Here is a 13282-nt window from a genome sequence, read left to right on the forward strand (position 1 = left end):
TCGCCGTTGCCCAGAAGTCATTCGCGAAGAGCCAGCCGACTCCTCGAAATGCAAAAAGGACGAGAAGCCTCAATGACTTCTCGTCCCCGATTCAGTATCTCCAGTTGTGTCAGCTCAATCCATTATTTGAATTGAGATGCACAGATCGTTATTGCCTTGCTCGCTGCGCTTGATTGCTCAGCAAGCGAGCAAATTCAATGGCTCGGCTTCAATTACTCAGCCGCAGGAGCTTCTTCCGACTTCTCTTTGACAACGAGATTCGGAACGTTGATCGCGGTGATCTTAACGCCTGTGTATTTCTGGCGGTGTCCTGTGTGTCGGCGTGAGTTCTTACGGCGACGGAACTTCTGGACTTCCAGTTTCGGTCCTTTGACGAGGTCATCAACGACCTCGGCTTCAACAGTTGCACCGTCGATGGCAGGAGCACCGATGATGCTATCAGCACCACCGTTTGCCAGCAGAACACGGTCAAAAGTGATCGTCTGTCCCAATTCTGCTTCCTTGCGAAGATCAACAACGAGGGTTTGACCTTCTTCGACCCGCAATTGATGACCACTGTCTTCAATGATCGCAAACATTTTTCAGCTCTCGACTTCCACGTGTTCTGAATTGGGGGGAGAGACAATCTCTCCTTCCGGCGCTCAGGCCGGAATCTCGACCCAATGGTCGACTGTCCAGCGAATCGCGAAAGGTAGAATATTCCGGTAAAGAATGCGAGCGTCGGATTTAAACAAATCTGCACTTTTCCTGACGTCCCGCTCGTCCAACTGGCAGACACAGCCTGACCTGATGTTCAGTAGGGAAACGCTACCTTCATTCCGCCCATTCGAAAGACATCCGAAGAAAGCGAATCAGGATTCACTGACCGTACGTCTTTTCCCAATCCCCACGACTTGCAAATCCCCACCCTTTCTTACAAACGAGGGAATTGATCCGCAATCTCTTTGACTCGCTGACTCGGAAAGTTAGACTTTCTGCTAAGATTCACTCAAGAAACAGATGCCCATAACCGCAACCGGAAACATCAAAACCTTCCGAAGCGAGGATTTCTATGTTGAATTTCGCCACTCGCAACTTCAAGACGTGTCTGTTCGCGACACTTCTCGGAACATGCTTGGCCTCTGCCCAGCCAGTCGAGGCGGGCGTGATTCCTTGGACATACAATGCGATCTTCGGATACGGACCTGTCTTCAATCAGGCGCCATATGGGTACGGTTACCCTGCAACCCCAGCCCCGATGTACCAAACGGGATACTGGCCGGGCGGGAATTACTACACCGGGTACGGCCCACGAGCAGGCATGTGGTCACCGCAACCGTACGCAACCTATTACGCTCCCGCGACTTACTCAGGCGGAGCAGGGTACTTCGATGGCTGCAACACCTGTGCACCGTGCGGATGTTCGCCATGCGGCGGAGCGTGCGGAACAGGGGGACCATGTGACGTCAGCGGCAGCGCCTCGACTGTCACTCCATCAGGTGCTAATTCGTCGATTGATTCAGGGGCGAACTACTCTCCTGAGCCAGAACCGACCGAGTCGGCACCTGCTCCTTCGGAACCTGAAGGGAGCGAGGTTGTTCCACAGACCTATCAGAATGAAGACGAGGGCGATCTCGACGACAGTTTCGAACCAGTTCGTCGCCGCGAAGATGACGCTCCCGTTCAACCAGAGGCACAACTCGGCCCAGCGACAACCGAACCACCTGAGTGGGCGGAAACCGGAAGTCGGCCTGCCGAAGTCACTCCTGTTGGAGGGGAAGTTGGCGGAAGCGACGCTCCACCGTTCGTCGGACCAGAAATTGGTGGAGAAGAGGGAGTCGAAGCCGGCGGCGATGCTGCTCCCGGTGAATTGGAAGAGGTTGTTCCGCCATTCGAAATCCAGAACTTACCGGAATCTCGCAGTTCAGCACCAGCTGACAACACTGAGAACAGTTCGACGCTGCCTCCGTTCATTCGGTCGCTTCGAGATCCTGCCGACGCCGAACCTCAATCCGTGGATGACGAAGAAGCAGATCTCGTCTTGCCACCTGAAGTTCGAGTTGAGCCCCTCGAAATCAAATCGACAACCGTCGTACAGCTGAAAGCGGAGCGTCGACGAATTCTGGTCGAAGCATCAACAGCAAGTTTCCCAGCTCTGGCTCGATCAAAAGCGAAACCAACACCAATCCAGGATGCAGGTACGACAGCCGTGGCTGTGCGCTAAATCGCCTGCTTGTTTCACTTGCCAGCCATCATAGCAACGTGTTCAGTTTGAGAACTGATACACGTTGCCAGCAATGCATGATCTACCGACATCTCTCAGTGAGTAACTGACGCTCCCTGCAGACATCTGAGCGGATTGCCTCAAGACTACTGCTTCGCCAACCCGACGCCGCGATAGCTCATGTCGAGCAGTTCCATTGGGTGGTAGACTCCAACATCGTCTCGTCCCTCGGAGCGCAGCACCGACTGAATTTGCAGCGAGCATCCCGCATTGCCCATCACGACAGCTTCCGCCCCTGTGTCGAGGATGTTCTTCACTTTCCGGCGTCCCAGACGATCAGCCATCTCCGGTTCGGTCAGATTGTACGACCCGGCAGCTCCGCAGCAGATTTCTGATTCGATCAACGGAGAGACAGTTAACTCAGGAATGAGGCTGAGAAGCTCTCGCGGTTGTGATCGAATCTGCTGTGCGTGACAGAGATGGCAAGCATCGTGATAGGTCACATTTGTCGACAATGGATGCTTGGGAGGAATGGGCCCCAGTTCAGAGAGAAACTCCGAGACATCTTTGATAGAAGAAGCACACTGAGTCAGCAACTCTCGTTCTTCAGCTGGTACATCCAGCTCTTCCGCAATGTGCCCATAGTCCTTAAGCATCGAACCGCAGCCCGCGACATTTGCGATGACAGCGTCGACACCAGCTTTCGCGAAAGACTTCGCATTCTGAATGGCTAAATCCATGGCCGGTGAAGCACTTCCCGAATGGTAGTGAATCGCGCCACAGCACCCCTGACTTCGGGGAATGACAACATTACAGCCATTCTCTTGAAGCACCCGAGCGGTCGCCCAATTGACATGGTGAAACATCGCATCAGCAACACATCCAGTGAACAGACCGACTGTCGCTCGAACCGGTCCATGGGCTGGGAGAAATTCCGGCAGCGGCGGCTCACGATGTTGAAGTGGTGGCAAGAGACGATGCATCCTCTGCAACTTGCCCGGAAGCAATTTAGTGAGACCGATCGTCTCCATTAGCCGATCAATCCCGAGCTTTTGCATCACCCATGCCGGCCAGAGTGCGAGTCGAACTCTTTTGGGATACGGAAACAGCCCATGCAAAACCCATCGCTGAAACCAATCTAATTTTGGCTTGCCGGTCTTCGCGTCCGTGTGCATCGCCACTCGAAACGGTTCGATCAATCGTCCATATTCGACGCCCGAAGGACAGGCTGATTCGCAGCTGCGACAGTCGAGACAAAGATCGAGATGGCGGGCGACCGAATCGGTCAGTTCCAGCCGATTGTCGGTCACCGCACGCATCAGATAAATGCGTCCGCGCGGGCTGTCGTTCTCGTTACCGGTCTCAAGGTACGTGGGACAAGCGGAAGTACAGAGACCACAGTGAACGCAGTCAAGAAACCGCTCGTAGAACAACCCGGGAACCTCAGCCGTCGAGTTCGCACACTCTGATATCTGCGGTCCTGTCTGGCTGTCAACGGATGGTATTTCGGCCGGGCTGGTGCGCGGTGAGTTCATGAAGTTTCACAACAGTCTGATGTGGCGGGTGCAAAAAAACATCGTGAGGAGATCAGTCGACGATTGTAGTTTGCAGAGTGAAACGCGACTACCGATCAATTCCGCGTGATATAAAATAAGCCCGGACGCGACAACTCGCGTCCGGGCCTGAATTTGAAGTGTGAGAGCTTCATGAGCCAACTCTCGAAAGAGTTACTCTTTCTTTTCAAACTCTGCATCGATGACATCGTCATCAGCTGCGGCACTGCCGTCTGCTTCTGGAGCCGCTCCCGGCTCAGCACCTTCAGCTCCACCTGCAGCATTCGATGCTTCGTAGATGTGCTTACTCAATGCGTGAGTCGCTTGTTCGAGGTCTTCCAGAGCTGACTTGATCGCAGCTGCATCCTCGCCGCCTTCGGCATCCTTGACCTTCTGAATCGCAGATTCGATGGCTGTCTTCGAAGAGTCGTCGAGTTTGTCGGCGTGCTCTTTCAGCGTCTTCTCTGTCTGGTAGACAAAGTTCGAAGCCTGGTTTCGGACTTCAGCCAGTTCTTTGCGTTTCTTGTCCTCATCGGCATGCGATTCGGCATCTTTTCGCATCTCTTCGATTTCGGTTTCAGACAATCCACTGGATTGTTGAATCGTGACTTTGTGTTCCTTCCCGGTTCCCTTATCTCGAGCGGAAACGTTCAGGATCCCGTTCACATCGATATCGAAAGTGACTTCAATCTGTGGAACGCCACGCGGAGCTGCCGGAATCCCTTCGAGGTTGAACTGATCGAGCAAGCGGTTATCGCGAGCCATCGGTCGTTCCCCCTGAAACACGCTGACGGTCACTGCCGACTGATTGTCCGCAGCGGTCGAAAAGACTTCCGACTTGGTGACCGGGATCGTGGTGTTTCGCTCGACGAGTGCTGTCATGACCCCGCCCTCGGTTTCGATTCCGAGTGACAGTGGAGTCACGTCCAGCAGCACAACGTCTTTGACGTCACCGGCGATGATACCGCCTTGAATCGCAGCCCCCACGGAGACGACTTCGTCAGGGTTAACACCTTTGTGAGGCTCTTTGCCGTTGAAGATCTTCTTCACAAGTTCAACGACGAGAGGAACACGTGTCGAACCACCGACGAGAACGATCTCATCAATGTCGCTCGGGCTGAGTTTGGCATCTTTTAACGCCAACTCGACTGGCTTCTTACAACGATCGACGAGTGGATCGATCAGCTGCTCAAATTTTGAACGGCTGATGGTCACCTGCAAGTGCTTCGCTTCGTGAATGAAGGGAAGGTTGATCTCAGTGCTTTGCAGCGTCGACAACTCCTTCTTGGCTTTCTCGCAAGCCTCTCGCAAACGCTGAAGAGCCATTGGCTGCTCACGCAGGTCGAGGCCTTCTTTCGACTTGAACTCGTCGGCAACGTAGTTGATCAGTTCTTCGTCGAAATCGTCTCCCCCCAGATGGGTGTCTCCATTGGTTGAAAGAACTTCGACAGATCCTTCTTCCACTTCGAGGATCGAAACGTCAAACGTCCCTCCACCGAGGTCGAAGACGACGATCTTCTCGTCCTTTTTCTTTTCAAGTCCGTAAGCGAGAGCTGCCGCGGTCGGTTCGTTGATGATCCGACTCACTTCCAGCCCGGCGATTTGACCAGCATCTTTCGTCGCCTGACGCTGGGCGTCATTAAAGTATGCCGGAACAGTAATCACTGCCTTGTTGACTCGATGCCCGAGATAGCTTTCGGCGGCGTCTTTCAATTTCATCAAGACTTTTGCCGAGATCTCCGGAGGAGTGAACTCTTTCCCGTTCACGTCAATTTTGACGTAATCATCGGATCCGCCGATGACTTTATATGGGACGATCTTTTCTTCCGATTGGACTTCGCTGTGTCGTCGGCCCATGAAACGCTTCACGGAGTAGATCGTGTTTTCCGGGTTGGTCACAGCTTGCCGTTTCGCAGGCTCGCCGACCAGAACGTCTCCTTTGTCGTTAAATGCCACAACACTCGGAGTCGTTCGTGCCCCTTCTTGGTTGGCGATCACTTTCGCCTCGCCACCTTCCATCACGGAGACAACGGAGTTCGTCGTCCCCAAGTCGATTCCGATGACCTTTTCTGATACTGCCATTGATTATCCTCGCACAAAAATTGTGGTAGTGAGTTTATGTTTGCTCACATCCCAATAGGCAAAGATTGCGCCAAGATTGGCCCAACCAGAAAACTTCGCGTAAGACACTAATCTCAAAACACTTACGACAACAGAAAACACCCCAACATCACAGTTCAACTGCCAGTGTGGCACATCCAATCAGAAGTGTGACAGACTGACTGACTGCCAAAATTGCGCTCCAAGCACATCGATTCGAAAATCCAGGGTGCTGCAAAATCGGGTGCATCATTATGGACCACTCACTCGCATTGCCGCACCCTGAGCGGAAGTTGACCAGTCAAAGTGACCGCTCAGCGTCCAAGCCATTTTTGAGGAGAACACTGATTCCAGATTTTGAAAATCCCACAACAATAGAATTTATAAAGACTTACAACGAATCGAAATCGGTGAGTTAGAAAATTCTACAAAAACGATTCTGCTTTGGTCTTTTTCCTGCAGAGGGGCGTACAATACCGAAAGCTGATCGCGTCAAACGATAGATGGATCATAAGACGGACAGCAATTCATTCTCAATGCAACCACAGGTACCAAGGAGCGGAAGATGTTGGTTTTGACTCGAAAAAAGGGCGAAGAAATTCACATCGGTGACGAGATTGTCATCAAAGTTTCGGAGTTGTCCGGAAACCGTGTGAAGCTTTGCATCGACGCCCCCGAAGTCATGAGAATTCTTCGAGGCGAAGTCGCTGAGCGAATGAATGCTCAAGCAGACGCAGTCACCTCAGAGCAAACAAGTGGACGAGCAAGTTCACGCTTTGTGAGTGCTTCGTAATTAACATGCGATCCTGAAAAGCGAATCGTTCAGGATCAATTCCATTGCGTTGACTCCAAATGCGAATCGCTCACTGCTGCTGAGAGCAGTCCCATTTCGAGGACACTTCCTCGTAGTGATGCCGTATCAGACTTCTTTCCATTTTGGAATTTGACTGACACTCTTTCGAGTTTGAATATGGAGCCATTGTCATTCGACGATAGTGGCTCTGCGTCGAGTGCTGAATCCGAGGAAGACATTCCTCAAAGACGTGATACAATCTCATTTTTCCAAGTTCCGCCGTGTCGGCAGTTTTCTGCCGACGGCGGAATTTTTTTGCACATCTGCTTTGCCACCCGAGACTGCTCAACCTTGCTTAACTAGAACCAGTAGGCCGAGGTAATGGGTCTCGAGTGAAGTCGAGTTCAGTCAATCGTCTTGAAGCGATCAAATTGGCCTATTTTCGTTTAGGTCGCACGAAGTGTGTTGCCTGAGCGTAAGCACCTTCGGCAGACTCCATAATCGTCTCCGACAGTGTTGGGTGAGCGTGAATACTCTCAGCCAGATCACGGGCAACAGTAGCTGTCTCAACCGCCAACACACCTTCAGCGATCAATTCGCCTGCTCCAGGACCGACAATTCCCATTCCGAGAATGCGATCGGTTTCAGCATCGACGATGAGCTTCGTGATTCCTTCCGGTCGACCGATTGTCTGAGCACGGCCAGAAGCTGCCCATGGGAACCGGACGACGTTGATGTTCAGTCCCTGTTCTTTGGCCTGACTTTCAGTGACTCCGCACCAGGCAACTTCCGGATCTGTAAAGACAACAGCGGGAATTGCCACGTTATCGAATTCTGCAGGTTCACCGAGCAATGTCTCGACAGCCACTTTGGCTTCGCGTGTCGCTTTGTGGGCGAGCATCGGCTCTCCAGCGACATCTCCAATCGCCATGATCTTGGAATCCGCAGTCCGCATGTTGCGGTCGACTTCAATGAACCCACGTTCGGTCACTTTGACCGAAGTCGTCTCCAGGCCGATTCCGTGACCGTTTGGAATTCGTCCGACTGAAACAAGAACGCGATCGAAGGTCTGAGGTGTTTCAACGCCTTTGCCTTCGAATTCAGCAACAATTCCATCGTCCGTTGCTTTCAGCGAGTTCAGCTTAGTGCTCGTGTAAATCGCCCGAAACTGCTTGTCGAGCCGTTTTCGCAGGGGCTTCACGAGATCTCGATCGGCCCCGAGAAGAATGTCGTCAGCCATTTCGACGACGGTCACTTCCGAGCCCAGAGCAGAGTAGACAGATCCCATCTCCAGACCGATATAACCTCCGCCGACCACCAACAGCTTCTTGGGAATATCTGGAAGAGAAAGCGCGCCCGTGGAATCCATGACGCGGTCATCGCCGATGTCGAGGAACTTCGGGAATGCGGGTCGAGAGCCGACAGCGACGATGCAGTGATCGAAAGTCAGTTCCGATTCTGTCCCATCGGGAGCTGTCAGTTTAAGCGTCGATGAATTCAGAAATTCGCCGCGAGCCTGCACGAGTTTGACACCTCGAGCATCGCACAGTTGTTTGATTCCCCCGGTCATTTTCGTGATGACGGAGTCTTTGAAATCTCGAATCTTGTCGAGGTCGATTTCCGGAGCTGTGAAAGTCAGTCCCCAATCCTTCGCTTCGTCTGCTTCATGAATCAGTTTAGCGAGGTGCAGCAACGCCTTAGAAGGAATACATCCGCGATTCAGACAAACTCCACCCGGACGAGCATCCTGATCGACGAGAACAACCTGCATCCCGTGATCTGCAGCTTCGAAGGCAGCTGGATAACCGCCAGGTCCCCCTCCAAGAACGACGAGTTGAGCGTGATTTGAATCATTCGGCATGACGGTTCTTTCTGCAACGGTGGTCGAAGTTCGACACAATAAAGCATCATTTCGCCGAGGGAAAGTTAGGGCCCGATCCAGAACCTCTTTTCCGACAAAGAAGTCCGAACAGATCGAACTCCTCCGATGAAATCTGGCCCTGAAGATTGAAGTTCACAATCAGCCTCCCCGATAATGGAACAACCTGAGCCGAAGTCAGCAGCCCGAGATCTTTGAGCAGCGGACCACGAGCTGTGGACAGTGCTCAATACACGCTGCCAGAAAAGTGCCCCCAATCCTGAACATGACTGACGGCATTTTGTCAGCTGCAGTTCAAATCACGCAAAGAGATACTCACGACCCCATTGAGTCGAAAGTCGATCGAGGACGAATATGAAATACCTGTTGGCGCTTGATCAGGGAACCACATCCAGTCGAGCGATCGTCTTCGATGAACAGGGAAATGCTGCGTCATCAGCTCAACAGGAGTTCGAACAGATCTTTCCCTCCCCGGGACACGTCGAACACGATCCTGAAGCCATCTGGAAATCTCAGATCGAAACGGCGAAACAGGCTCTCGACACGGACGCAATTCCGGATTCGGAAATTGCCGCCATTGGAATCGCCAATCAACGGGAAACGGTCGTTCTTTGGGACAAAAAATCGGGGCAACCGGTTTGCAATGCGGTCGTCTGGCAGAGCCGTATCACAGACCCGATTTGCAAGCGATTGAAAGCTGATCAACTCGACAGCTTAATTCGATCGAAAACCGGTCTCGTGATTGATGCGTATTTCTCCGGCACAAAAATCCAATATTTGCTCGACAACATTTCAGGCCTGAGAAGACGTGCAGAGCAGGGGCAAATTCTCTTCGGAACGGTCGACAGTTTTCTCATTTGGAGACTCACGAACGGTCGAGTGCATGCGACAGACGTCACCAACGCATCGCGCACAATGCTGTTCAATATTCACACTCAGGAGTGGGACCGTGAACTGCTGGACCTCCTCAAAATTCCGGAATGTATGCTTCCGAAAGTGACTCCTTCCTCGGAGATCATTGGCCACTCGGATCCTTCAATCTTCGGCAGGGAGATTCCGATCGCTGGATGTGCAGGCGACCAACAGGCAGCGACGTTCGGACAGGCGTGTTTTTCGCCCGGCGATGCCAAGAACACGTATGGAACCGGTTGTTTCATGCTCTTGAATACCGGTGACCAGGCAGTGACGTCTGAGCTTGGGCTTCTGACGACGATCGGTTGGAAGATTGGAGACAAAACGACCTACTGCCTCGAAGGGTCAGTTTTTATCGCCGGGGCAGTGGTCCAGTGGCTGCGTGATGGGCTTGGGATCATCGAAGAATCGTCCCAAATCACAGAGTTGTGTAAGACTGTCCATGACAACGGCGGCGTCTACTTCGTTCCTGCCTTTGTCGGACTGGGAACTCCATATTGGGATTCATCTGCTCGCGGTACGATCATCGGAATCACACGCGGAACGACCTCTGGACACATCGCCCGGGCTGCCATTCAATCAATGGCATTTCAGTCGATGGATGTCCTTGACGCGATGCAGCAGGAGTCGGGAGTCAAACTGACTCGCTTGAAAGTCGACGGTGGTGCCACCGTGAATAATGCACTTCTCTCATTTCAGGCGGGCTTGTTGGGCGTTCCGGTGCTTCGCCCCAAAATTCAGGAGACGACCGCTCTTGGAGCGGCATTCCTGGCTGGACTTGCTACGGGAGTGTACGCCGACATGAACGAGATCGCGCAACACTGGTCTCTTGACCGCGAGTTTCAACCGGCGATGCCTGTCAGTCAGCGTGACAATCTGTCATCCGACTGGCATCATGCAGTCCGAGCCGCGAGAGGCTGGATTCGCGACTAGTCAACTTTCATTGTCGTTCGGCGTGTGCCTCGGCTCTCTTCTGCAATCGAACACAGCAGCCGGAATTGCGACACTGCTTTAGACGCTATGAAAAGCGTTCAACGAATCATTTCGAAATCGTGCATCGATCAGCGTGTCGCCTATGACGCAATGACCACAAAACGGTTAAGATCTAGAGGAGTTGATTTGGAGGGCTGTGATAGACTTCAAAAGTGCCTCTGATCTCGCACAACCATTCTGAGAACCGTCTGGAGTCCCGTCAATGTCTGTCACGCTGTACTCGGGAAACGAACTCCCGGACAAGAATCCGCCGCAGCTTGATCCATCGGCGCCTTTCCGAATTCTAGTCCTTGCTGATCTCGGCGCGACAAAGCCGTCCGCAAATCCGATCGCCGTCGACTGTGACGATCTCGACGAAGCGATTCAAAAACTTGGCGTGCGAGCACAATTCCAGCTGGACGAAAACGGCCCCACTGTGAATGTCCCGATCAAGGCATTCGACGACTTTCACCCGGACCGACTCGTCCAGTCGGTCGAACTGTTCGACGCACTTCGGCTCCGCAGAAAACGGATGCTCGATCCCAAAACGTTTCGCGAGGAATTGGACTCGCTCAAGGAAACAGACGCTCCTTCACAGACTTCAACAACAGAGCAGAGCACCACCAGCACTGACGAGGCAGCGAGCCTGCTTGATCAAGCGGTCAATCTCACCCAGGCCAGACAGACTCCGCTCGAAGAACAGGTGCTTAACGATCAATTTGACTGGGACCAGTATGTTCGCCAACTCGTCGCACCGCACCTCGTCGCCAAAGCCGATCCGAAACAGACCGAATGGATCGAACAGATCGATGAAGTGATCAGCCAAACAATGCGAAGAGTGCTGCATCATCCGAAATTTCAAAGCCTCGAATCCACCTGGTCGGGAATTCGGTTCCTGACACAACGACTGGAAACCGGACGATCTCTGCAGATCGAAGTTCTGCACCTCGAACTCGATGCCCTTCGTCAGCAACTCAAGGAGACCGATCAGCTTGAACAGACTTCGCTATACAAGCTGCTCGTTGAAACCCCATCGGCCGAGGGTGAGTCTCCATGGTCAATCGTCGTCGGTGACTTCGCTTTCAGTGCTTCTCTTGACGACACAACACTGCTGGCCAGGATCGCAAAGATCTGTCAATCAGCTGGCTCCACGTTTGTTGCAGGGGCAACATCCGAGGTCATCGGTTGCTCGAGTTTTGGAAGCTGTGTTGATCCAGACGAATGGACCGGGCTGTCTGAAGAGGAATCGCAGCAATGGACTGCACTCAGGCAACTCTCCGCGACACGCTTCATTTGTGTAACGATGCCAAGGTTTCTTGGCCGCAGAGTTTACGGCTCTGAGACTGATCCCATCGAGAGCTTTGCGTTCGACGAACTTCCTGATGGAAATGATCACGATGCCTATCTGTGGGTGAATTCCGCCTTCGCTGCTGCTTGTGTCATCGGTCAAAGCTACCTGGAAAACGGATGGGATCTTCAGGAGGCACTCGCAGGACAAATCGAACGACTCCCGCTTCACTACTACGATGATCAGGGAGAAGAAGTTCTGAAAGCATGCGGTGAACTATTTCTCGTTAATCGCGGGGCGGAGCGAATGGCTGCACAGGGGCTTTCAGTCTGTCGGTCATTGAAGAACGACGGGGCAGTTCGATTCGACGCGATCCGGTCGCTGTCTGATTCAGACTCACTGCTCCATGGAATGTGGAGTTCGCAATGAAACAACATCACCGCAGTCAACCTCTTCGCAAGGGACGAGTGCTCATGACGAACAATGCCCATCTCTCCTCCAATCATCCGCAGCGACATCGTTCTCTTCGCGAAAAAATTCAATTCTTGCGTGCGGTTCTTCTCGTTCTTGCAACTTTCGCCGCAACCCATCTTGGCCTCGAAAGAAGTGCGTTCGCACAGCCCGCCGACGATCCAAAAGAAGTTCAATATGCGATCGTCATTCACGGTGGAGCAGGGGGCATCCCGACTTCACCGGAATGGATTGAACAACGTACTCAGGTTCTGAACCAGGCTCTTGAGCACGGAACGACAATGTTGAAAGAGGGGCGGTCAAGTCTTGAGACCGTTGAAGCAGTCGTCCGAATTCTTGAAGACTCCGAGCACTTTAACGCCGGGCGAGGAGCGGTCTGCAACGCGGATGGGAAGCACGAACTTGACGCCACAATCATGGACGGACGAAACCGTGCGACCGGAGCGGTTGGGGGAGTGAGCATCGTCAAGAATCCGATTTCACTTGCCCGACTGGTCATGACTGAAACCCCACATGTGCTGCTCGTCACCGCAGGTGCTGAGGACTTCGCCCGAAAGTTCGAAGAGGACACCTCGATCGAAATCGTCCCCAACACTTACTTCGCAACCGAACACCAGCAGCAAGCACTTGAGCGCACGAAAAAAGCTCTCGAGCAACAGGAAGATGATTCGATGGGGACAGTCGGCTGTGTCGCTTGGGACCAGTCCGGAAACATCGCCGCCGCGACATCCACCGGCGGACTGACGAACAAAGCGTTCGGTCGACTCGGTGATTCTCCCATCGCTGGGGCAGGGACGTTTGCAGACAACGCCACGTGCGGAGTCTCGTGCACCGGAGTTGGTGAGGACTTCATCCGCAATGCGATTGCCTACGATATCTCTGCACGCATGAACTACAAAGGTTCATCGCTGCAGGACGCTGTCCGCGAGGTCCTAAACAGTACCGAACATCCGATTCGCGGAGGAGTGATTGCGATCGACCATGCAGGCCACATCGTCATCGGATTCAACACCCCCGGAATGAGTCGAGCGGCCGCTGATTCCAACGGCCGCTTCGAAATTCACGTCAAAGATTGAATCGTTACTCACTGACGGTCGAAACTAACTGCCGT

Annotated in this window: 9 protein-coding genes; 5 read left to right on the plus strand and 4 right to left on the minus strand. The window is 53.0% G+C overall.

The genetic code is table 11. The annotated features are described in order from the left end of the window. Nucleotides 1-212: 212 nt before the first annotated feature. Entirely contained in the window at nt 213-578 is a 366-nt protein-coding gene (gene rplU, locus AB1L42_RS01945) for a 50S ribosomal protein L21 (protein WP_367050592.1), read from the minus strand. 473 nt (nt 579-1051) lie between these two features. Here rplU and AB1L42_RS01950 point away from each other — a divergent pair, with 473 nt between their 5' ends. Further along, the gene (locus AB1L42_RS01950; protein WP_367050594.1) at nt 1052-2203 is read left to right on the plus strand and encodes a hypothetical protein; all 1152 of its coding nucleotides are present in this window, start codon (nt 1052-1054) and stop codon (nt 2201-2203) included. Nucleotides 2204-2349: 146 nt separating this feature from the next. Here AB1L42_RS01950 and AB1L42_RS01955 read toward each other — a convergent pair whose 3' ends face one another. Together AB1L42_RS01955 and dnaK are read right to left on the minus strand one after the other, a co-directional pair. Next, nucleotides 2350-3738 carry a heterodisulfide reductase-related iron-sulfur binding cluster gene (locus AB1L42_RS01955; protein ID WP_367050596.1) on the minus strand — a complete coding sequence of 463 codons (1389 nt, stop codon included), beginning with the start codon at nt 3736-3738 and terminating at the stop codon, nt 2350-2352. 192 nt (nt 3739-3930) lie between these two features. After that, nucleotides 3931-5838 (minus strand): molecular chaperone DnaK, encoded by a 1908-nt coding sequence (dnaK, locus tag AB1L42_RS01960; protein WP_367050598.1) that lies wholly within the window; start codon nt 5836-5838, stop codon nt 3931-3933. Nucleotides 5839-6421: 583 nt separating this feature from the next. On the opposite strand from dnaK, the gene AB1L42_RS01965 reads away from it, so the two are divergent. Continuing rightward, on the plus strand, nt 6422-6649 hold the full coding sequence (locus tag AB1L42_RS01965; protein ID WP_367050600.1) for a carbon storage regulator: 228 nt from the start codon (nt 6422-6424) through the stop codon (nt 6647-6649). A gap of 436 nt (nt 6650-7085) precedes the next feature. On the opposite strand, the gene lpdA is transcribed toward AB1L42_RS01965, so the two are convergent. Further along, a complete protein-coding gene (gene lpdA, locus AB1L42_RS01970) occupies nt 7086-8510 on the minus strand; it encodes a dihydrolipoyl dehydrogenase (protein WP_367050602.1) in 1425 nt (474 codons plus the stop codon). A 372-nt stretch (nt 8511-8882) separates the two neighbouring features. Between lpdA and glpK the strand changes: the two genes are divergently transcribed. The 3 genes from glpK to AB1L42_RS01985 all read left to right on the plus strand — a co-directional run bounded on the left by glpK (nt 8883) and on the right by AB1L42_RS01985 (nt 13247). Continuing rightward, nucleotides 8883-10373, plus strand: coding sequence for a glycerol kinase GlpK (glpK, locus tag AB1L42_RS01975; protein ID WP_367050604.1), 1491 nt, complete (start codon nt 8883-8885; stop codon nt 10371-10373). A 262-nt stretch (nt 10374-10635) separates the two neighbouring features. Continuing rightward, nucleotides 10636-12129, plus strand: coding sequence for a type VI secretion system contractile sheath large subunit (locus tag AB1L42_RS01980; protein WP_367050606.1), 1494 nt, complete (start codon nt 10636-10638; stop codon nt 12127-12129). After that, the gene (locus AB1L42_RS01985) at nt 12126-13247 is read left to right on the plus strand and encodes an isoaspartyl peptidase/L-asparaginase (protein WP_367050608.1); all 1122 of its coding nucleotides are present in this window, start codon (nt 12126-12128) and stop codon (nt 13245-13247) included. The genes AB1L42_RS01980 and AB1L42_RS01985 overlap by 4 nt, the downstream gene beginning before the upstream one ends. Nucleotides 13248-13282: the final 35 nt, after the last annotated feature.

The organism is Thalassoglobus sp. JC818 (genome assembly GCF_040717535.1).
In the GTDB taxonomy this organism is placed as follows: domain Bacteria; phylum Planctomycetota; class Planctomycetia; order Planctomycetales; family Planctomycetaceae; genus Thalassoglobus.